The sequence below is a fragment of the Labrys sp. E2SS-1L genome (assembly GCF_057073705.1).
Genome location: NZ_CP172712.1, coordinates 1,649,007 through 1,669,092 on the forward strand (window position 1 = coordinate 1,649,007; position 20,086 = coordinate 1,669,092).

The following is a 20,086-nucleotide window of genomic DNA, read 5'->3' on the forward strand; positions in this document are numbered from 1 at the left end:
GAGCGACCGGAACCGGCAAGATGGAGCCTCGCACCGGTGCCGGAGCGGATGGCCGCACTTGCGTCTTGCGCCGTCGCCCGCCATAAGCGCTAGCCTGAGCACGATTTTCCGGCGAGACCCGCGGGTGGGCTTTGCCGGAAAATCGTGCACATTTTCGATATCTTTCAGCTTGTTCTTGATCGCGCCCGTGGCTCGATCAAGAACAAGCTGCTCGGACAATATGGAATCCTCTCGCCATGACGAAGTTCGTGGAGCGCGTCTTTTCGGGCGTTCAGCCGACCGGCAACCTGCATCTGGGCAATTATCTCGGCGCGATCCAGCGCTTCGTCGAGATGCAGAAGAGCCATCAATGCATCTATTGCGTGGTGGATCAGCATGCCATCACGTTGTGGCAGGATCCCAAGAGCCTGGCGAGTGCCATCCGCGAGGTCACCGCCGCCTTCCTGGCCGCGGGCATCGACCCGAAGGCCCATATCGTCTTCAACCAGAGCCAGGTGGCCGAGCATGCCGAACTCGCCTGGGTGTTCAATTGCGTGGCGCGCATGGGCTGGCTCAACCGCATGACCCAGTTCAAGGAGAAGGCCGGCAAGGACAAGGAGGCGGCCTCGGTGGGCCTGTTCGCCTATCCCACGCTGATGGCAGCCGACATCCTGGTCTATCGTGCCACCCATGTGCCCGTCGGCGAGGACCAGAAGCAGCATCTGGAACTCGCCCGCGACATCGCGGCGAAGTTCAACAATGATTTCGGCGATTCCATTGCTGCCAACGGTTTCAATGGCGGCTTCTTCCCGCTGCCCGAACCCCTGATCCAGGGCGCGGCCACCCGCGTGATGAGCCTGCGCGACGGTTCCAAGAAGATGTCGAAATCGGATCCCTCCGACCTGTCGCGCATCAACATGACCGACGATGCCGATACGATCGCCGCCAAGATCCGCAAGGCCCGCACCGATCCCGAGCCGCTGCCTGGTGAGGAGGAGGGGCTGAAGGGACGCCCCGAGGCCGACAACCTGGTCTCGATCTTCGCGGCCCTGTCGGGGCGGACGGTGGCGGAGGTTCTCGCCGAGTTCGGCGGCGGCCAGTTCTCCACCTTCAAGACGGCGCTCGCCGATCTCACCGTCGCCAAGATCTCGCCGATCACCGCCGAGATGAAGCGCCTGATGGCCGATCCCGGCCATATCGACGCGGTGCTGGCCGAGGGCTCGGACCGGGCCCGGGCGATCGCCGCCCCGATCATGGCCTCGGTGAAGGACATCGTCGGCTTCATCCGGGCGAAGTGAGGCGGCGTCAGGAAAGAACCGAGCCTCGTTCGGAAATAACTCAGGCGCTTGCTTTGTCATGCCCGGGGCTTGACCCGGGCATCCAGGGGGCCCGTCTTTGATGTAGGGCGGGAAGAGCTGGATTGCCGGGTCAGCCCGGCAATGACAAAGGTCGGGCGGGGTGAACCTCAATGTGCTGTGGGAAGGAACCGACATGCTGAAGATCTGGGGCCGCACCAATTCCTCCAATGTGAAGAAGGTGCTGTGGTGCGTCGAGGAACTCGGGCTCACTTATGAGCGCATCGATGCGGGCGGTGCTTTCGGGGTGGTCAACGACCCTGCCTACCGCGCTCTCAATCCCAACGGGTTGGTGCCTTGCATCGAGGATGACGGCTTCGTGCTGTGGGAATCCAATGCCATCGTGCGGTATCTGGCCGAAGGCGATGCCGAGCGCCGGCTGGTGCCGGCAACGCGCCAGGCCAAGGCTTCGGCCGAACGCTGGATGGACTGGACGACCTCCACCATCGCCGGTCCCTTCCGTGATGTGTTCTGGAACGTCGTGCGTCGTACCGCCCAGGACCGGGTGGAGACCGAGCTCTCCCGGGGCCTCGACAGCTGCAGCAGGCTGCTGGCCATCGCCGACAAGGCGCTGGCCGGCCAGCCCTATCTGTCGGGCGACAAATTCGGCATCGGCGACATACCGCTCGGCTGCCTCGCCTATGGCTGGTTCAATATGCCGATCGAGCGGCCGGACCTGCCCCATCTGGCCGCCTGGTACGAGCGCCTGACCGAGCGCCCGGCCTATCGCAAGGCTGTGATGATCCCGCTGACCTGACGAGCGGGAACCTCCGGGCCGACATCCGCGTTACCGAGCCGACCATGGTTGTCATGGTCGCTCGGGGAATGTGTGCATGCTGTCTGGTGTGATCTCGCTGCTGATCGGTATCGTCGTCATCGGTCTCGTCTGCTGGCTGTTGATGTATGTGATCGACCGCCTGCCCATGGACGGACGCTTCAAGCAGATCCTGCGTATTCTGATCATCCTCATCGCGGTGCTCGCCATCCTGCAACGCGTCGTGGTGCTGATGGAGCCCGTGCCGACATTGTAAGGAACGGCTCCGCCTTGAAGGCGGCTTGCCTGCGCGACGCATCGTGACAGGCACACATCCGACATGTTCGGGAAAACCCTGAAAAAGCTGCGGGATGGCTTGCCTTTCGCCCGAGCAAATTGCATGGTCTTCGCCCTTTTTCCACCGTTTGCGGCAGCTCGGTCCGCTTGCGGGTCGCTATGCCAGGACGCACTCCATGAAGGTTACGCTCGAACGGACTGCCCTTCTCAAATCGCTGGGCCACGTCCACCGCGTCGTCGAGCGGCGCAACACCATTCCGATCCTGTCCAACGTGCTGATCGAGGCTCAGGGCGCCAGCCTGCTCCTGAAAGCGACCGACCTCGATCTGGAGGTGGTGGAGTCCTCTCCTGCCGACGTCACCATGGACGGCGCCACCACGGTGCCGGCACATACCCTCTACGACATCGTCCGCAAGCTGCCCGACGGGGCTCAGGTCTCGCTGGAAGGCGGCGGCGAGGCGACCCAGCTGATCGTGCGTTCCGGCCGCTCGCGCTTCACCTTGCAGACGCTGCCGCCTTCCGATTTTCCGGACCTGGCGGCGGGCGAGTTTCCGCATAATTTCCAGCTCAAGGCCGCCGATCTGCGCAAGCTGATCGAGAAGACCCAGTTCGCGATCTCCACCGAGGAGACGCGCTATTATCTCAACGGCATCTATCTGCACACGCTGGATGTCGAGGGCGAGACCCGCATCCGCGCCGTGGCGACCGACGGCCATCGCCTCGCCCGCGTCGAACTGCCGGCGCCCGAGGGTTCCAACGGCATGCCGGGCGTGATCCTGCCGCGCAAGGCGGTGGGCGAGATCCAGAAGCTGATGGAGGATGCCGAGGCCATCGTCTCGGTCGAGCTGTCCCAGGCCAAGGTCCGCTTCACCATCGGCCCGGTGGTGCTGACCTCCAAGCTGATCGACGGCACCTTCCCCGATTACGCCCGCGTCATTCCGACCGGCAACGACAAGGCGCTGATCGTCGAGCGCGCCGACTTCACCGCCGCCGTCGACCGCGTCTCGACCATCTCCTCCGAGCGCGGCCGCGCCGTGAAGCTGTCGCTGGCCGACAGGCGCCTCGTCCTCACCGTCACCAATCCCGATTCCGGCACGGCGACCGAGGAGATCGAGGTCGATTATGATTCCACGCCGCTCGATATCGGCTTCAACTCGCGCTATCTCCTCGACATCGCCGCGCAGCTCGACGGCGATACCGCCTTGTTGAAATTCGCCGATCCGGGCTCGCCGACCCTGGTGCAGGACCGCGAAGGTGCGGCCGCGCTCTACGTCCTGATGCCGATGCGGGTGTAAGCTCGGAGCGCGGACATCTTGTCCGCATCCTGGAAACGATGCGTTAGATTGAGAGGAAGAGCGGACATCGCGACATGTCTGCATGTCGCTGTGATGTCCGCGCTCCAAAAATGATCTCGCCCCGCATCACCCGCCTGATCCTCACCTCGTTCCGGTCCTATCCGCGGCTCGATCTCGCCGTGGATGCCGGCATGGTGGTGCTGACCGGGCAGAACGGCGCCGGCAAGACCAATGTGCTCGAGGCCATCTCGCTGTTCACCCAGGGCAAGGGCTTGCGCCGGGCGGATCTCGAGGACATGGCCAGCGAGGACGGGCCCGGCAGCTTCGCCGTCGCCGCCGAAGTCGAGGGTGCGCTTGGCCTCGCGCATCTCGGCACCGGGCTGGAAGGCCCCGACAGCGGGCCGCGCAAATATCGTGTCGACCGCCAGCCGGTTTCCTCGGCCACGAGCTTTGCCGACCATCTGCGCCTCGTCTGGCTGACGCCCTCGATGGACGGGCTGTTCTCCGGCTCGGCCGGCGAGCGGCGCCGCTTTCTCGACCGGCTGGTGCTGGCCGTCGATGCCGGCCATGGCACCCGGGTCAATGCGCTCGAACGCGCGCTACGCTCGCGCAACCGGCTGCTGGAGGATCCGCGCGCCGACCAGCGCTGGCTCGATGCTGCCGAGCATGAGGTCGCCGATCTCGCCATCGCGGTGGCAGCGTCGCGCGCCGATACGGTGCGTCGTCTCGCCGGCCTGATCGAGGAGGAGATCGATCCCGCCTCTCCCTTCCCCCATGCGCGCATCGCCCTCGACGGCGCCATCGAGAATGCCGTGCTGGACGAGCCGGCGCTGGCCGTGGAGGAGCGCTATCGCCAGACCCTGCGTGAAGGCCGCGCCCGGGACAGGGCGGCCGGCCGCACGCTCGACGGGCCGCATCTGACCGATCTTCTCGTCGTGCACGGCCCCAAGGGCATCGCGGCCGAGCGCGCCTCCACCGGCGAGCAGAAGGCCCTGCTGCTCGGCCTGGTGCTGGCGCATGCCAGGCTGGTCGCCCGTCTCGCCGGCATGACGCCGATCGTCCTGCTCGACGAGGTCGCCGCCCATCTCGACCCGATGCGGCGGGCGGCCCTCTATGACCGGCTCGAAAGTTTCGGCGCCCAGGTCTGGCTGACCGGCGCCGATCCCTCCGCCTTCGAGGCGATCGCCGGCAGGGCCGCGGTCTATCGCGTCACGCCGGGCCGGGTCGAGGGCTGAGGTTTCGGGCGAGGGGGATCAGAGGGGAAATCCGGCTGGTGGAGTAGCCCCTCACCTCCATCCTCTCCCCGTAAGAACGGGGCGAGGGGGCGCAATCGTTGCGATTGGTCGTCGGAGCTTTCATCTCGCCCTACCGTTGAGCGAGATGAAAGATTTCCGACATAAAACTTGAGGTCAAAGTCTCCTCGCCCCGTTCTTACGGGGAGAGGTAAGGTGAGGGGCAGCGCCGTCCTCGGAAGAGTCCGTTCTTTCGCGATCTCGAAGCTCAATGCTTCAGCAGCACGTCGAAGCGGGGATTGATTTCGTCGAAGATCGGCAGCGAGGCGGCGCCGAGCACCACGGTATGATGCCCCACCGAGCCGGCCATCAGGCGGGGCAGGCTGCGGCCGCTGCGCGAGCCCACCGACATCGGCAGCGGCATGGCCTTTTCGATCAGGCTGGCCAGCACGCCGGCCGGCGCCAGCCCGCCGAGCAGGATGGTCTCCGGGTCCAGGGTCGATTCCAGGATGTTGACGGCGCCGGCAAGATAGGGTGCGGCCTCCGTCACCCAGCGCTCGACGGGGGCGGATAGCGCGCCGTCCAGTTCGGAAAGAGCAGGGGCGCCGGGCTGATCGGCGAGGAATTCCTGAGCCGCGCTCAAAGAGAGATAACGTTCCAGGCAGCCGCGATTGCCGCAGGGGCAGGGCTTGCCGTTCGGCGCCACGATCATGTGGCCGATCTCGCCGGCATTGAGCGAGGCCCCGCGCCAGGGCTGCCCGCCGAGGAAGACGCCGGCGCCGAGCCCCTCGTCCAGGAACAGGAAGACGAAGCTGTCGATCGCGCGGGCGACGCCATGCAGGCGTTCGCCGATCGCCGCCGCCATGGCATCGTTTTCGATCTGCACGGGCTGTTCGAGGGCTTCGGCGATATGCTGCCTGGCATCGGGATCGTCCCATCCGGGCAGGGTTGTCGGACCGGCGGTGGTGATGGCGCCGACCCCGAAGCGCACCGGTAGGGCGACCCCGGCGCCGAGCAGGCGCGAGGCGGGAACGCCGGCTTCCTCGATCAGTTCGTCGGCGAGCCGCCGCAAGGCGGGCGCCGCGCTGCGGGGGGAGGGGCGCTGGGCGGGGATCTCCCGGATCGCAACCGGCTTGCCGGTGAGGTCGACCAGGGCCGCGATGATGGCGCTGTGGTCGACATGGAAGCCGAGCGACCAGGCCCCCTCGGGATTGATGGCATAGGGAATTGAGGGCTGGCCCCGCCCCTCGCGCTTGGGTTCGCCAGCCAGGACAAAGCCGGCCTGCTCCAACTCCTCGACGATGTTGGAGATCGTCTGGTTGGTCAGGGCGGTTTCGCGGGCGATCTCGGCCCGCGAGACCGGCCCGAGCCGGCGTATGGTGTCGAGCACGACACGCCGGTTGTGGGAGCGGGTGAATTCGAGATTGGTCCCCGCAACGCTCCGGCTCGGTTGGGGTGTCCTGTCCGCCTCGCGTCTCGCCATGTCCGCCCACTCCCTAGATCAAGACGCGTTCGGATGGGAACGCATTTTTGCTCTAACTCTTTGGTTCGACGCGCCTTTGCGATTCCAGCGGATCCGTCAAATCGCAAAACGCTTTCCGATTTCACTCGCGACTATGGCAGCATGTTTACATTCAAACAAATTGAGTTAATAATTTTTCCGGGTCGCAGAAAAGGATCGGGAGCCATCGAGAACTCTCCGCGCCCCTGAACCATGCAGGGCGGCTACGGGCTGCCGATCGAATTGCAAGCGGGAGATGATTGCAATGTCTGGAATTCACAAATCGGTGCTGGCCGGGCTGGCGATGACGGCCCTGGCGGGATTGTCGCCGGCAGCGGCCGAGACTCTCAATGCCCTGTTCATGGCGCAGGCCGCCTATAGCGACGCCGACGTCAAGGCGATGACGGCGGCCTTCGAGAAGGAAAATCCCGGCGTTACCGTCAATGCCGAATTCGTGCCCTATGAAGCCCTCTACGACAAGATCGTGGCTTCCAAGGCCGCCGGCGGTGCCGGCTATGACGTGGTGCTCTACGACGTGATCTGGCCGGCCGCTTTCGCGCAGAACGGTGTCCTGGTCGATGTCACCGACCGGTTGAAGGATCTCGATCGCTCCAAGGTGTTCGATGGGGCCTGGGCCACGGTGAACTATGACGGCAAGACCTATGGCATGCCGTGGATCCTCGACACCAAATATCTATTCTACAACACCGAGATCCTCGAAAAGGCCGGCATCAAGGAGCCGCCCAAGACCTGGGATGAACTGGCCAAGGACGCCAAGATCATCAAGGACAAGGGCCTGGTGCAATATCCCATCGTCTGGAGCTGGTCGCAGGCCGAGGCGGTGATCTGCGATTACGTGACCCTGACCGCGGCCTATGGCGGCAAGTTCTTCGACGGGGACAAGCCGGTCTTCGACAAGGGCGGTTCGCTCGATGCCGTCACCTATATGGCCGACAGCCTCAAGAACGGCCTCTCCAACCCCAATTCCAAGGAATATCTGGAAGAGGACGTGCGGAAAGTGTTCTCGGCGGGGGATGCGGCCTTCGCGCTCAACTGGACCTATATGTATGCCAAGGCCAATGATCCGGCCGAAAGCAAGGTGGTCGGCAAGGTCGGCGTGGTGCCGGCTCCCGGCGTCGAAGGCAAGAGCACGGCTTCGGGCGTGAACGGCTCGATGGCGCTCGGCATCACGGCCGGCTCGACCAAGCCGGACCTGGCCTGGAAATATATCGCCTATCTCACCTCCAAGCCGGTGCAGGACCAGTATGCCAAGCTCAGCCTGCCGATCTGGAAGGCATCCTACACCGATCCGGCCGTCACCAAGGGCCAGGAGAGCCTGGTCAAGGCCGCCGACGTCTCCATCGGCCTGATGACGCCGCGCCCGACGGTCGCCTCCTACCAGGAACTCTCGACCATCCTGCAGGCGCAGATCCAGAACGCGCTCGCCGGCAAGGCTTCGCCCGCCGACGCGCTGGCGGCCGCGGTCAAGGATGCCGCGCGCATCCGGTGAGGGAGAGACAGCGACCTTTGTCATGCCCGGGCTTGACCCGGGCATCCAGACTTCGCTTGGAAAGGCAGGCTGGATTGCCGGGTCAAGCCCGGCAATGACAAAGGTTGCGCTATTTTCGGCGTCCAAAAGCCAAATACCGACTGAAGGGGGCAGGCACGCCCTCCCGTCTTGCTGGAAGGAATCTGCCTGATGATGAGCGGCCGCGTCGGCATGCCCTCACCATGGCTTCTGCTCGGCCCGATGCTGATCATCGTGTTTGCGGCAGTCGGCTATCCCATCCTGATGACCCTGTGGCTGGCCTTCACCGATACCCGCCTGATGGCGGGACCGGGAGCGGCGCATTTCATCGGGCTGGAAAACTTCGCCTTTGCCTTCAGCGATTCCGAATTCCTCGCCGCGGCAGGGCGGACGATCTATTTCACCGTCGTTTCGATCAGTGCCGAAGCGCTGCTTGGCATCGCGGTCGCCCTGCTGCTCAACGAGAAGTTCCGTGGCCGTACCTTCTGCCGGGCCCTGTTGGTGCTGCCCTGGGCCGTGCCCACCATCGTCAACGCCTTGATGTGGCGTCTGATCTACCAGCCCGATTTCGGCGTGCTCAATGCGGTGTTGACCCAGAGCGGGCTGATGGAAAGCTATCGCAGCTGGCTCGGCAGCGAAGGCAGCGCCATGAATGCGGTGATCGTCGCCGATGTCTGGAAGAACTATCCGCTGGTGGCGCTGATCGTGCTGGCCGCGCTGCAGTCGGCGCCGCTGGAACTCTACGGCGCCGCCACGCTCGACGGCGCCAATGCCTGGCAGCGCTTCAAGGCCGTCACCTGGCCGGTGATCGCGCCGCCCTTGCTGGTGGCGCTGGTGCTGCGCTCGATCGAGGCGCTGAAAGTCTTCGACATTTTCTATGTGATGACCCGGGGCGGGCCGGCGAGCTCGACCAAGACCATGAGCTTCTTCGTCTATGAGGAATCCTTCCGCTTCATGCGGGTGGGATCAGGCGCCTCCTACGCCCTCATCGTGGTGCTGATCTGCATGGTCTTCGTCGGCTTCTATGTCCGGCTGATGCGTCGGCAGGAGGCCTGATCATGCAAAGGAGCTCCATCGCAACTTTCCTCCTGTATTGCGGCGTCGCCCTGTTCCTGGTGGTGACGCTGGCGCCGGTGGCCTGGCTCGGCGTGATGAGCATCTCGCTGCCATCCGACCTCACCACCAAGCCCCTGTCGCTCATCCCGCACCAGGTCGACTTCAGCCGCTATGCCCGCCTGCTCACCTTCGAGGCCAACAGCCCGGGCGAGGCCTTCCTGATGGCGCTGCGCAACAGCCTGTTGAGCTCGCTGGGCGCGACGGCTTTATCGCTGCTGGTGGCGGTGCCGGCGGGCTGGGCCTTTTCGCGCTACCGCAATCGCGGCGTCTCGGTGGTGCTCTACTCCATCCTCGCCACCTATATGACACCCGCCGTGGCGCTGATCCTGCCGCTCTATTTCCTGCTCTCGATGCTCGGGCTGCTCAACAATGTCCTGGGCCTGATCATCGTCTATTGCTCCATCCTGACGCCCTTCACCGCCTGGTTCATCAAATCCTCTTTCGACGCGGTGCCCGGCGAACTCGAAAGCGCGGCGGCGATCGACGGCGCCTCGACGCTGCAGACCCTGTGGTGGGTGACGCTGCCCTATGCCCGGGCCGGCGTCGCCACCGCGGCCCTGTTCGCCATCCTGCTGGCCTGGGACGAGTTCTTCTACGCCTTGCTCTTCACCTCCAACCAGAACGCCAAGACCCTCACCGTCACCATCGCCGATTTCGCCGCCGGCCGCGCCACGGATTTCGGCCTGGTCTCGGCCGCGGGCCTGCTGACGGCGCTGCCGCCGGTCCTGATCGCCTTCATCCTGCAAAAATCACTGGTTGCCGGGCTCACCGCCGGCAGCGTCAAGGGTTGATATCATGAGCACAATCGTGCCGGGCACGGGCCTGGCGATGATCGAGGCCGAAATGGCCCGCCAACACGCCGATGCGCTGGCCTCCTTCCACGGCGCCGGGCCGATGGCGGCGCGGCTGGCGGACAGCATCCGCCGCACCGGGCGGCTGACGCTCGCCGCCATGGGTGGTTCGCACTGGGTCAACCGCGCTGCGGCTGTGCTCTATCGCCGGCTCGGCATCGAGGTCGAGACCGAGGTGGTCTCCGAACTCCTGATCACGCCGCAGCCCGACCGCGAGCGCACCGTGCTGCTGGTGTCCCAATCCGGCAATTCGGGCGAGATCGTCGCCTTTCTCGAGCGGCCCGCCGGCCGGCAGGAGCGCTTCGGCCTCACCCTCGACGCCGATAGCGCGCTCGGTCGCTGCGTGCCCGCCCTCGTCGGTGTCGGCGGCTCGGAAAAGGCCTTCGCCGCCACGCGCAGTCTCCTCGTCAGCCATGCGCTGCATCTGGCGGTGCTTGCGGCGCTGGGCCTGCCGCCGGAACGGGCGCTCGCAACGCTCGATGCCCCCGTCCGGCCCGACATCGGGCGCGCGCTATCAGCTCTCGCCGCCTGTACCTCCCTGATCCTCAGCGGCCGGGCCGAGCTGCAGGGCGTGGCCGAATCCGGGGCGCTCTGCGTGATGGAACTCGCCCGCCTGCCGGCCCTGGCGCTGGAGGGCGGCCAGTTGCGGCACGGCCCGATGGAGATGCTGTCGCCGACGAGCGGCATCGTGCTCCTGCGTGCCGCCGGCCCTTCGGCTGGCCTGGCGCCGGGGCTGGCCGCGGCCTGCCGCGCGGCCGGATCGCCGGTGGTGGTGTTCGATCTCTCCGGCGAGGCCGACATCGCCGATGCCGTCACCGTCCGCCTGCCGCGCGAGGGGGGCATGGCGGCCATTTTCGCCGTGCTGCCGGCGCTGCAGGCCTTTCTGGTGACCTTCGCGGCCGGCCGGGTCGAGCATGTCGGCGAGCCCCTGCGCTCGACCAAGGTGACGACGGAATTATGAGGGAACCGCTGTTTTTGATCGGCAACGTCAATGTCGATCTCGTAATGGGCCCGCAGGCGCCCTGGCCGCAACCGGGCACGGAAGTGATCGTGCCCGAAAGCGAATTTCGGGTCGGTGGCGCCGCCGGCAACACGGCGCTGGCGCTCGATGCCCTCGGCATCGACTATCGGCTGATCACCAGCCGCGGCAACGACATGCTCGGTCGCTGGCTCGCCGAGCCTTTCGGGGTGAGGGCGCAGGGCTGGACGGTGGCCGAGGGGGCGACCACGGTTTCGGTCGGCATCGGCCATCCCGACGGGGACCGCACCTTCTTCACCACCACGGGGCACCTGCATGCCTTTGGGCTCAAGGATGTGCTCGCCCAACTCGACGTGGCGGGAGAGGGCTGCGTGGCCCTGCTGGCCGGTCCTTTCGTGATACCGGCCTTGCTCGCCGATTATGACGAGCTGATCGCCATCCTGCGCCGCCGGAACTATCGGGTGGCCCTCGATACGGGCTGGCCAGATGGCGGCTGGACGGATGGGGTGCGCGCGCGGGTGAACGCCTGGATCGGCCATTGCGAGCATGTCCTGATCAACGACATCGAGGCCAAGGGGCTCACGGGCGCCGATACGGTTGAATCAGCCGCCGGGAAGATCCTCCCGCTGCTGCCGGCCGGCGCCAGCCTGGTGATCAAATGCGGGCCCCGGGGCGCCCTGGCCTGGCGTGGGGACGAGCATGTCGCCGTCGCGGCGCCGAAGGTCGACGTCGTCGACACCATCGGGGCCGGCGACACCTTCTCGGCCGGCTATTTCGCCAGCCTGGTCGAGAGCGAGGATCTGGAAAAGGCAGTGGCGAATGGCGTTGCGGTCGCCTCTCTGGCGGTCTCGACGCGGCCGCGGCGTTATCGGTGAGGACAGTGTTGCCACCCCTCATCCCCCTGCCGGGACCTTCTCCCGCAAGGGGAGAAGGGGTTTTAGTGGGTTAGATCGAGCTTAACTGCCCGGTGCCGAGTACCGTATCCCAAGTCCAATAAGTCCCCTTCTCCCCTTGCGGGAGAAGGTGGCGGCAGCCGGATGAGGGGTGTTATCGCGCGCCCTCAGACATACCCCCGGCGCTTCACCTCGGCCCAGCTGTCGTCGAGCGTCTTCTTGGCGGCGGCGATCAGGGCGTCGACTTCCTCATGGCTGATCACCAGCGGCGGGGCGATGATCAGCGTGTCGCGGGTGGCGCGCATGACGAGGCCGTGCTGGAAGGAGAAGTCGCGGGCGATCAGGCCGACCGTGCCCGTCTCCACCGGCCAGGAGGCGCGGGTCTTCTTGTTCGGGGTCAGTTCGAGGGCGCCGATCAGGCCGACCATGCGGGCTTCGCCCACCATGGGATGGTCGCCCAGCGCCAGCCACTGCTTCTGCATATAGGGGCCGATGTCGTCCTTCACGCGCTCGACGATCTTCTCTTCGCGCAGGATCTTGATGTTGGCGATCGCCGCCGCCGCGCAGGCCGGATGGCCCGAATAGGTGTAGCCGTGGTTGAAGTCGCCGGCATTGGCGATCACTTCGGCCACCTTTTCCGTCACCATCACGCCGCCGATCGGCAGATAGCCGGAGGAGATGCCCTTGGCCATGGCCATGATGTCGGGCTGGACGCCGAAATACTCGCAGCCGAACCATTCGCCGGTGCGCCCGAAGCCGCAGATCACCTCGTCCGAGACCAGCAGGATGTCGCGCTCGCGGCAGATGCGCTGGATTTCCGGCCAGTAGGTGGCGGGCGGGATCACCACGGCGCCGGCGCCCTGGATCGGTTCGGCGATGAAGGCGGCGATATTGTCGGCGCCGAGCTCGTCGATGGTGCGCTCGAGTTCACGCGCCGCCCACAGGCCGAATTCCTCCGGGCTGCGGTCGCCGCCCTCGGCATACCAATAGGGCTGGGCGATATGGACGATGCCGGGGATCGGCAGGCCGCCCTGGGCGTGCATCGGCGTCATGCCGCCGAGCGAGGCGCCGCCGATGGTCGAGCCGTGATAGCCGTTCTTGCGGGCGATGATGGTCGATTTGCCCGGCTTGTCCTGGGCCGCCCAGTAATGGCGTACCATGCGGATGATGGTGTCGTTGGATTCCGAGCCCGAGCCGGTGAAGAACACCCGGCTGAACTGCGGCGGAGTCACCTCCGCCAGCAGGCGCGACAGCTCGATGGCCGGCAGATGGGTGGTCTTGAAGAAGGTATTGTAGAAGGGCAGTTCGCGCATCTGCTGCGCCACCACCTCGACGATTTCCTCGCGGCCATAGCCGATATTGACGTTCCACAGACCCGACATCCCGTCGATGATCTGGTTGCCTTCGGAATCCCACAGATGCACGCCCTTGGCCTTGACGATGACGCGCGCGCCCTCGGCGTTCAGGCCCTTGGTGTCGGTGAAGGGATGCAAATGATGTGCGGCATCGATCGCACGCAGTTCCGCTGTGGTGAGGTTGGTCTGGTGCAAGGTCATGATGCGTGCTTTCCCGAAAAATGTGATCCCAATTTTGTGATCACAAATTGCGGAAGTCAAGGGGGAAGCGTTGTTATAGGGATTGCGGAGGCGGACGGGACGTCCATAGGCGCTAGGATAAGGACTGGGGCGAGGTGATCGACCTGGAGATGAGGCTCAGCGTTTGAGCCCCCTCGCCCCGTTTACGGGGAGAGGGTAAGGGTGAGGGGCTACGCACTGGTTGGTTTTGTGGGTTCCGCGCTGCCCCTCATCCGTACCTTCTCCCCGTAAGAACGGGGCGAAGGGATGGCCGGTGTCGCGCCAGTCGCCTTGACCTAGTATCTATGGACGTTTCGTCCGCTCTATCGTCCCACCAACGCGTCCCCAAATAACCGATCGAAAAGCCTCTACGCCCCTGCCAGGACGATCTCCGCATCGTGCTCGACTGGAAAATTCACCGAGCGGGCGATGAAGCACATCTCATGGGCCTTCTTGTGCAAATCATGCGCCTTCTGCAGGTCTGAGCCGGCGGCGACCACGATGTGTGGGCGCAGGGTGACCTTCTCGAACTGGCCGGCACCGCCAGCCACTTCGACCATCACGCCCTCGGCCTCATCCTCATAGGAGAGCACGTTGACGCCCATCTGCGAGCACAGGCCGAGATACCAAAGCTTGTGGCAGGCCGAGAGCGAGGCGACCAGCAGGTCCTCGGGGTTCCAGCGGGTGGCATCGCCGCGAAAGCTCGGGTCTGACGAGCCTTCGATCGTCGGTTTGCCCTCGGCCAGGATCTGGTGGGCACGGCTGTAGCCGCGATAGGTCGCGGTCCCCTCGCCCTCATTGCCGGTCCACACGATTGTGACCTTGTAGCGATGTTCGCGCCCAGCCATGCCTTCCTCCTCGTGTCGTTGCGTGGCGGGAGGATGCCTTGTTGACGGGCTGTGTCGCAAGGACGGGGAGCGGAATGTCAATCGCTTGCACCGGCCGGCCGCAGCGAACCGGCCAGGAAGTCGACCACGGCGCGCACCGCGGGCAATTGCCCGCGCCGGTGGGTCGTCAGCACCGTGGTGGTCACCTCGCCCGCCTGCCATTGCGGCAGTACGGGCACGACCAGGCCGCCGGCGACGGCTGCCGCGCTGATCGAGCGGGGCAGGGCCGTGATGCCGAGGCCGGCCTTGGCCGCTTCGAGCAAGGCGATTGATTCGTCGGCGAAAAAGCGGGCATGGGGCGTGACTTCGGCCATCTGACCGCCCGCTGAAAGCGTCCACACCGGCGCCCTCGGCTGGGCGAGGAGGCCGTCATGGCCGGCAAGGTCTTCCGGCGCGGCCGGCATTCCCGCGGCGGCGAGATAGCCGGGCGCGGCGACCAGGCCGATCGTCTCGCGATGAATGGGGCGGGCCATCAGATCGGAATCGGCGAGCGGCCCGAAATGGCTCCGGAGCGCGATGTCGAAGCCTTCCTGGATGAGGTCGACGAAACGGTCGGTGACGTGGAGTTGGATCTGCAGCTTGGGTAGCGCCGCGGCAAGCCTGGGCAGCTGGCCGGCGAGGTGGAATTGTGCGGTGGGTACCGAGGCGGTGATGCGGACGATGCCGCTCGGTTCCGCCCGCCGGGCCAGCACGGCGCTTTCCGCCGCCTCGACCTCGATCATCGCTGCCCGCGCATGCTCGAATACCTCCCGGCCGGCATCGGTCAGCACGAAGTTGCGCGAGGTGCGATGGAGCAGCCTGGCATCGAGCCGCGCCTCCAATTCGGCCACCCGCTTGCTCACCGTGGACTTCGGCAGGCCCAGGTGCCGCGCGGCGGCGGCAAAGCCGCCCTGCTCGACGGCCTGGGCGAACAGGATGAAATCGTTGAGGTTGGACAAAGAAAGTCTCCCGGCATGGACTTTAGATCCATAATTGGCAGTCTAGAGTATCAAAGTCCATGCATGCATATAGTCATCATCACCAAACAGGAGATATGACTATGGAACCGATCATCTTAGCCGGCTATCCCGCGGGCAGCTCCCTCGGCCTCGTCGCCGCCTTCGAATGGCTCGGCAAGCCCTATCGTGCCACCCGGGTGCACATGCCCGACGCCATGCTGACCGAGGCCTATAGCCGGGTGAACGGCCGCCAGGAAACGCCGGTGCTGATCCGCGAGGACGGCAGCGTGCTGACCGAGACCATGGCGATCGCCCGCTGGCTCGAACTGCGCGACGACGAACGCCGCATCAGCTTCGAGCCCGGCAGTGCCGAGGCGCATCGCATGCACCAGTTCATCGGCTTCCTGAACACAGGCTTCACGGGCGCCTTCACGCCGCTCTGGGTGGCGCTGGAAATGCAGGGCGGGAGCGAAGCCTACAGGCAAGCGCTGCAGACCTTCGGCCGAGACCTCGTCGCCCGCCGCCATCGCCAGCTCGAGGCGATGATCGGTTCCTCGCCCTACCTCGTCGGCGACAGGCCGACCCTGGCCGATGCGGTCTTCATCGGTGTGGCGCGCTGGGCCGAGTTCCACCAGGCGCTCGATCTCACGCCTTTCCCGAAGATCCAGGCGCTCAAGGCAAGGCTCGAGGCCGATCCGGCGGTGCGCTTCGCCCATGCGATCGAGGACGGCGTCCCCGCCACCGGCAGCAGTGCCCTGCGCGGCCTGTTGCCGCTGGACGAGGTGTTGTGCGGAGTAGCAGCGCCACTGGCGGCATAATCTTCCTGGGACCGCCGGCTTCCAGCCGGCTCTTAGACCAGTCGGCTCCTGGAAACATCGCGCCGACCGGAAGGAAGAGCCGGCTGGAAGCCGGCGGTCCCAGGGAATACCTCACATCGCGCGGGTGCCGTTCTTGTGGTAGCGGGCGAGCACGGCGCGCAGGCGCGCCTCGGCGTCCGCATGGGGCGGCAGGCCGAAGCGCAGCCAGCGCGGATTGGCGGAAAAGCGCCGCACCCAGATGCCGGCCTGGCCGAGCTGGCGGAACAGGGCAGGGGCGTGCGCAGTCTGCAGCAGGCGATAGAGATCGGTACCGCCGATCACCGCGCCGGCCTTGGTCAGATCCTCGTCGAGATTCTGGCGCGCCGTGCGCAGCGAGGTGCGCGTGCCGTTCTGCCAGAGGATGTCGGCGAGCGCGGCGCGGCCGATGGCGATGGCCTCGCCCGAAACCGCCCAGGCCCCCATGGCCTGGCGCAGCTTGCCGGTCAGCGAAGGCTCGGCCAGCACGAAACCGAGCCGGATGCCGGCCAGGCCGAAGAATTTGCCGAAGGAGCGCAGCATGACCAGGCCCTGCGTGCCGGCCATGGGGGCCAGGCTCACCTGCGGCATCACATCGGCAAAGGCCTCGTCGACGATGAGGGCGCCGCCTCGGGCATATTTCTCGGCAGCGAGCGCCAGCAATTCCTCACGGCCGAAAAAATTGCCGTCGGGATTGTTCGGATTGACCAGGACGGCGATCTCGGAGCCGGCTAGTTCCTCGAAGCGGCGGGCCTCCCGTACGTGATGGCCGCCCAGCGCCCAGCTGCGCGCATGTTCGGCATAGGTCGGGCTCAGCACGCTCACTGTGCCGGCCGCGAACAGATGCGGCAGCCACTGGATGGCGGCCTGCGTGCCCGGCGTCGCAACGACGCAGGCATCGAAGGGCACACCGTAGCATTGCGCCGCCACCGCCTCCAATTCGCGGGCTTCGTCGGGGGAGGGCAGCGCAGCCCAGGATTCAGCCGGAATCGCCGGGATCGGATAGGGCCAGGGATTGATGCCGGTGGAAAGATCGATCCAGGGCCCGGAGGCCTGCGGGAAGAGGCGACGTGCCTCGCCGAGATTGCCGCCATGCTCCACTGCGCTCATTCGCCTGCCACTCTTGTCTTGACGCCTGAAACCGGCGCGACCAATGTCGCGCCAAATTTATTCATTGGAGGGTATGGCCATGGTGGACGCTGCGATCAAGCTTCATGACGCCGGCGAAGCGATCAAAAAGGCTGGCGAAGCCTTCGACTGGTCGGATCCGCTCGATCTCGAATCACTGTTGACGGAAGAAGAGCGGCTGGTCCGCGACACCGCCCGCGACTATGCGCAGGACAGGCTGATGCCGCGCGTGCTCAAGGCCTATCGCGACGAGGATTTCGATCGCGCCATCATGTCGGAGATGGGCGAACTCGGCCTGCTCGGCGCCACGATTCCGGAAGCCTATGGCGGCGCCGGCCTCGGCCATGTCGCCTATGGTCTCGTCGCCCGCGAGGTGGAGCGGGTTGATTCGGGCTATCGCTCGGCCATGTCGGTGCAGTCCTCGCTGGTGATGCACCCGATCCATGCCTATGGCAGCGAGGAGCAGCGCAAGAAGTACCTGCCCAAGCTTGCCAGCGGCGAGCTCGTCGGCTGTTTCGGCCTCACCGAGCCGGATGCCGGCTCCGATCCGGGCTCGATGAAGACCCGCGCGGTGAAAGTCGCCGGCGGCTTTGAGCTCAACGGCACCAAGATGTGGATCACCAATTCGCCGATCGCCGACATCGCCGTGGTCTGGGCCAAGCTGGACGACGTGATCCGCGGTTTCATCGTCGAGCGCGGCACCAAGGGTTTCTCCACGCCCAAGATCGAGGGCAAGCTTTCGCTGCGCGCCTCGATCACCGGCGAAATCGTGCTCGACGGCGCCGTGGTGCCGGAAGAAAACCTGCTGCCCAACGCCAAGGGCCTGTCCGGGCCGTTCGGTTGCCTCAACAAGGCGCGCTACGGCATTGCCTGGGGCGCCATGGGCGCCGCCGAGTTCTGCTGGCATCGTGCTCGCCAGTATACCCTCGACCGCAAGCAGTTCGGCCGGCCCCTGGCAGCGACGCAGCTCGTGCAGAAGAAGCTCGCCGACATGCAGACCGAGATCGCGCTCGGCCTGCTCGGCGCGCTGCAACTCGGGCGCCTGCTCGATGCCCATACCGCCGCGCCGCCGGCGATCAGCCTGATGAAGCGCAACAATTGCGGCAAGGCGCTCGACATCGCCCGCGTCGCCCGCGACATGCATGGCGGCAACGGCATCGCCGACGAGTTCCACGTGCTGCGCGTGGCGCAGAACCTGGAGACGGTGAACACCTATGAGGGCACGCATGACGTGCACGCCCTCATCCTCGGCCGCGCCCAGACCGGCATCCAGGCCTTCTTCTGAGGATGAGCGTTCGGCGTTCTTGATATAGCGAAAAGAACGCAATCCTTGCCATGCCCGGGCTTGTCCCGGGCATCCAGCATGCCGCGGGTGCTGGATTGCCGGGACAAGCCCGGCAATGACAAAGGTCGAGCCAGCTCGCCTGTTGATCTGCCACCCCTGTGGTGGCGATCGAAAGGTCGCACCCCGGTTTCCTGCGATACATCTTCCAATTTAATACAGCTTGGCCTCGGCTGCCGGGCGCGCTCTTATGCGCGCAACCAAGATCAGCATCCGAGGAAAAATCATGCGCCTGTGGCTGAAGGACCCGCTCGCCATTCTCGCCGAGGGCGCCGAGCGCGGCATTGTCGTCGAAGGCAGCCAGATCGTCGAGCTGGTGCCGGCCGGGCGCGAACCCGGTGCGCCCGTCGACAAGGTCTTCGATGCCTCGCGCCATGTCGTGCTGCCCGGCCTGGTCAACACCCACCACCATTTCTACCAGACGCTCACCCGCGCCCATCCAGACGCCTGCGACCAGCCGTTGTTTCCCTGGCTGAAGACGCTTTATCCGATCTGGTCGCGCCTCGATCCCGACAGCTTCCGCCTGTCGGTGCGCCTGGCGCTGGTCGAGCTCCTGATGTCCGGCTGCACCACGGCGGCCGACCATCACTATGTCTTCCCGAAAGGGCTGGAGAACGCCGTCGACATCGAGGTCGAGGAGGCCCGCAAGCTCGGCATCCGCATGACGGTGTCGCGCGGTTCGATGAACTTGTCGCAGAAGGATGGCGGCTTGCCGCCCGATTCGGTGGTGCAGGACGAGGACACCATTTTGGCCGATTGCGAGCGGGTGGCGGGTGCCTATCACGACACCCGTCCGGGCGCGATGACGCAAATCGCCTTCTCGCCCTGTTCGCCCTTCTCGGTGACCAAGGAGCTGATGCGCAAGACGGCCGACCTCGCCGAGCGCTTCGACTGCCGCCTGCATACCCATCTGGCCGAAACCCATGACGAGGACGATTTCTGCCTCGCCACCTACAAGTGCCGGCCGATCGAACTGCTGGACGAAGTGGGCTGGATGAGCCCGCGCACCTGGCTCGCCCACGGCATCCATTTCAGCGCCGACGACTGCACCACACTCGGTCGCCACGGCGTCGGCGTCTGCCATTGCCCGACCTCCAACGCCGTGCTTGCCTCTGGTTTCTGCCATACCGGCCTGCTCGAAAAGGCCGGCGCGCCAGTCGGCCTCGGCGTCGACGGCTCGGCCTCCAACGATTCCTCCAACCTGATGGAAGGCGTGCGTCACGCTTTGATGATCAACCGCCTCTCGCATGGCGCGGAGGCGGTGTCCTGGCGTGATTGCCTGCGCTGGGCCAGCGAAGGCTCGGCCCGGTGCCTGGGCCGTGACGACATCGGCGCTGTCAGGGCTGGCCTGGAGGCGGATCTTGCGCTCTACACGCTCGACGAATTGCGCTTCTCCGGCGCTCATCATCCCATCGCCGCTTTGGTCCATTGCGGTGCCCATCGCGCCGACCGCGTGATGGTGGCGGGCCAGTGGCGGGTCGAGGACGGCCTGCCCGTCGGCGTCGACCTCGGCGCACTGCGCGAGGCCCACGGCAGGGTGGCCGCGAAGTTTTTGTAGGTCTCCGGGTGCACGGGCATCTTGCCCGTTCTTTCCTGTCCTGCCA

Annotated in this window: 18 protein-coding genes; 13 read left to right on the forward strand and 5 right to left on the reverse strand. The window is 65.8% G+C overall.

What is annotated here, in order from left to right; translation table 11 throughout:
* Positions 1-236: 236 nt before the first annotated feature.
* From trpS to recF, 5 genes are all read left to right on the forward strand, one after another.
* Entirely contained in the window at positions 237-1,277 is a 1,041-nt protein-coding gene (gene trpS / locus ACIGJE_RS07545) for a tryptophan--tRNA ligase (RefSeq protein ID WP_311943901.1), read from the forward strand.
* A 193-nt stretch (positions 1,278-1,470) separates the two neighbouring features.
* Positions 1,471-2,091, forward strand: a complete 621-nt coding sequence (locus tag ACIGJE_RS07550) for a glutathione S-transferase family protein (protein ID WP_311943902.1) — start codon at positions 1,471-1,473, stop codon at positions 2,089-2,091.
* Positions 2,092-2,167: 76 nt separating this feature from the next.
* Positions 2,168-2,365, forward strand: a complete 198-nt coding sequence (locus tag ACIGJE_RS07555) for a hypothetical protein (RefSeq protein ID WP_367625609.1) — start codon at positions 2,168-2,170, stop codon at positions 2,363-2,365.
* Between the two features lie 196 nt (positions 2,366-2,561).
* Positions 2,562-3,680 carry a DNA polymerase III subunit beta gene (dnaN, locus tag ACIGJE_RS07560; RefSeq protein ID WP_311943906.1) on the forward strand — a complete coding sequence of 373 codons (1,119 nt, stop codon included), beginning with the start codon at positions 2,562-2,564 and terminating at the stop codon, positions 3,678-3,680.
* A gap of 110 nt (positions 3,681-3,790) precedes the next feature.
* Positions 3,791-4,915 (forward strand): DNA replication/repair protein RecF, encoded by a 1,125-nt coding sequence (recF, locus tag ACIGJE_RS07565; RefSeq protein WP_367625610.1) that lies wholly within the window; start codon positions 3,791-3,793, stop codon positions 4,913-4,915.
* Between the two features lie 265 nt (positions 4,916-5,180).
* Here recF and ACIGJE_RS07570 read toward each other — a convergent pair whose 3' ends face one another.
* Entirely contained in the window at positions 5,181-6,395 is a 1,215-nt protein-coding gene (locus ACIGJE_RS07570) for an ROK family transcriptional regulator (RefSeq protein ID WP_483679698.1), read from the reverse strand.
* Positions 6,396-6,678: 283 nt separating this feature from the next.
* On the opposite strand from ACIGJE_RS07570, the gene ACIGJE_RS07575 reads away from it, so the two are divergent.
* The 5 genes from ACIGJE_RS07575 (at position 6,679) to ACIGJE_RS07595 (ending at position 11,762) form a co-directional block, all read left to right on the forward strand.
* Positions 6,679-7,923: an extracellular solute-binding protein gene (locus tag ACIGJE_RS07575; RefSeq protein WP_483679700.1), complete on the forward strand. Its 1,245-nt coding sequence runs from the start codon at positions 6,679-6,681 to the stop codon at positions 7,921-7,923.
* 192 nt (positions 7,924-8,115) lie between these two features.
* Positions 8,116-8,997 (forward strand): carbohydrate ABC transporter permease, encoded by an 882-nt coding sequence (locus ACIGJE_RS07580; RefSeq protein ID WP_415086729.1) that lies wholly within the window; start codon positions 8,116-8,118, stop codon positions 8,995-8,997.
* On the forward strand, positions 8,997-9,848 hold the full coding sequence (locus tag ACIGJE_RS07585) for a carbohydrate ABC transporter permease (protein ID WP_376717770.1): 852 nt from the start codon (positions 8,997-8,999) through the stop codon (positions 9,846-9,848). Before ACIGJE_RS07580 ends, ACIGJE_RS07585 begins: the two co-directional genes overlap by 1 nt.
* Before the next feature lie 4 nt (positions 9,849-9,852).
* The gene (locus ACIGJE_RS07590; protein ID WP_415086677.1) at positions 9,853-10,869 is read left to right on the forward strand and encodes an SIS domain-containing protein; all 1,017 of its coding nucleotides are present in this window, start codon (positions 9,853-9,855) and stop codon (positions 10,867-10,869) included.
* Positions 10,866-11,762, forward strand: coding sequence for a carbohydrate kinase family protein (locus ACIGJE_RS07595; protein WP_415086679.1), 897 nt, complete (start codon positions 10,866-10,868; stop codon positions 11,760-11,762). The genes ACIGJE_RS07590 and ACIGJE_RS07595 overlap by 4 nt, the downstream gene beginning before the upstream one ends.
* A 185-nt stretch (positions 11,763-11,947) precedes the next feature.
* Here the strand turns inward: ACIGJE_RS07595 and ACIGJE_RS07600 are convergent, their stop codons facing one another.
* The 3 genes from ACIGJE_RS07600 to ACIGJE_RS07610 all read right to left on the reverse strand — a co-directional run bounded on the left by ACIGJE_RS07600 (position 11,948) and on the right by ACIGJE_RS07610 (position 15,179).
* Positions 11,948-13,336: an aspartate aminotransferase family protein gene (locus tag ACIGJE_RS07600; protein WP_394315242.1), complete on the reverse strand. Its 1,389-nt coding sequence runs from the start codon at positions 13,334-13,336 to the stop codon at positions 11,948-11,950.
* 386 nt (positions 13,337-13,722) lie between these two features.
* On the reverse strand, positions 13,723-14,202 hold the full coding sequence (locus tag ACIGJE_RS07605) for an OsmC family protein (RefSeq protein WP_415086681.1): 480 nt from the start codon (positions 14,200-14,202) through the stop codon (positions 13,723-13,725).
* Between the two features lie 77 nt (positions 14,203-14,279).
* On the reverse strand, positions 14,280-15,179 hold the full coding sequence (locus tag ACIGJE_RS07610; RefSeq protein WP_415086683.1) for a LysR substrate-binding domain-containing protein: 900 nt from the start codon (positions 15,177-15,179) through the stop codon (positions 14,280-14,282).
* 101 nt (positions 15,180-15,280) lie between these two features.
* Between ACIGJE_RS07610 and ACIGJE_RS07615 the strand changes: the two genes are divergently transcribed.
* On the forward strand, positions 15,281-15,997 hold the full coding sequence (locus ACIGJE_RS07615; RefSeq protein WP_483679703.1) for a glutathione S-transferase family protein: 717 nt from the start codon (positions 15,281-15,283) through the stop codon (positions 15,995-15,997).
* Between the two features lie 111 nt (positions 15,998-16,108).
* Here the strand turns inward: ACIGJE_RS07615 and cobD are convergent, their stop codons facing one another.
* Positions 16,109-17,122 (reverse strand): threonine-phosphate decarboxylase CobD, encoded by a 1,014-nt coding sequence (gene cobD, locus ACIGJE_RS07620; protein ID WP_367625617.1) that lies wholly within the window; start codon positions 17,120-17,122, stop codon positions 16,109-16,111.
* A 79-nt stretch (positions 17,123-17,201) separates the two neighbouring features.
* Here cobD and ACIGJE_RS07625 point away from each other — a divergent pair, with 79 nt between their 5' ends.
* Positions 17,202-18,425 (forward strand): acyl-CoA dehydrogenase, encoded by a 1,224-nt coding sequence (locus ACIGJE_RS07625; RefSeq protein ID WP_311944291.1) that lies wholly within the window; start codon positions 17,202-17,204, stop codon positions 18,423-18,425.
* 283 nt (positions 18,426-18,708) lie between these two features.
* On the forward strand, positions 18,709-20,040 hold the full coding sequence (locus tag ACIGJE_RS07630; RefSeq protein WP_367625619.1) for an 8-oxoguanine deaminase: 1,332 nt from the start codon (positions 18,709-18,711) through the stop codon (positions 20,038-20,040).
* Positions 20,041-20,086: the final 46 nt, after the last annotated feature.

Bases quoted from the DNA above. Each gene is read 5' to 3' on its own strand.
- trpS (WP_311943901.1), top strand. From the start codon at position 237: ATGACGAAGTTCGTGGAGCGCGTCTTTTCGGGCGTTCAGCCGACCGGC.
- ACIGJE_RS07630 (WP_367625619.1), top strand. From the start codon at position 18,709: ATGCGCCTGTGGCTGAAGGACCCGCTCGCCATTCTCGCCGAGGGCGCC.
- ACIGJE_RS07575 (WP_483679700.1), top strand. From the start codon at position 6,679: ATGTCTGGAATTCACAAATCGGTGCTGGCCGGGCTGGCGATGACGGCC.
- ACIGJE_RS07550 (WP_311943902.1), top strand. From the start codon at position 1,471: ATGCTGAAGATCTGGGGCCGCACCAATTCCTCCAATGTGAAGAAGGTG.
- ACIGJE_RS07555 (WP_367625609.1), top strand. From the start codon at position 2,168: ATGCTGTCTGGTGTGATCTCGCTGCTGATCGGTATCGTCGTCATCGGT.
- ACIGJE_RS07615 (WP_483679703.1), top strand. From the start codon at position 15,281: ATGGAACCGATCATCTTAGCCGGCTATCCCGCGGGCAGCTCCCTCGGC.
- ACIGJE_RS07570 (WP_483679698.1), bottom strand. From the start codon at position 6,395: ATGGCGAGACGCGAGGCGGACAGGACACCCCAACCGAGCCGGAGCGTT.
- ACIGJE_RS07625 (WP_311944291.1), top strand. From the start codon at position 17,202: ATGGTGGACGCTGCGATCAAGCTTCATGACGCCGGCGAAGCGATCAAA.
- ACIGJE_RS07600 (WP_394315242.1), bottom strand. From the start codon at position 13,336: ATGACCTTGCACCAGACCAACCTCACCACAGCGGAACTGCGTGCGATC.
- dnaN (WP_311943906.1), top strand. From the start codon at position 2,562: ATGAAGGTTACGCTCGAACGGACTGCCCTTCTCAAATCGCTGGGCCAC.
- ACIGJE_RS07580 (WP_415086729.1), top strand. From the start codon at position 8,116: ATGAGCGGCCGCGTCGGCATGCCCTCACCATGGCTTCTGCTCGGCCCG.
- ACIGJE_RS07605 (WP_415086681.1), bottom strand. From the start codon at position 14,202: ATGGCTGGGCGCGAACATCGCTACAAGGTCACAATCGTGTGGACCGGC.
- ACIGJE_RS07590 (WP_415086677.1), top strand. From the start codon at position 9,853: ATGAGCACAATCGTGCCGGGCACGGGCCTGGCGATGATCGAGGCCGAA.
- cobD (WP_367625617.1), bottom strand. From the start codon at position 17,122: ATGAGCGCAGTGGAGCATGGCGGCAATCTCGGCGAGGCACGTCGCCTC.
- recF (WP_367625610.1), top strand. From the start codon at position 3,791: ATGATCTCGCCCCGCATCACCCGCCTGATCCTCACCTCGTTCCGGTCC.
- ACIGJE_RS07595 (WP_415086679.1), top strand. From the start codon at position 10,866: ATGAGGGAACCGCTGTTTTTGATCGGCAACGTCAATGTCGATCTCGTA.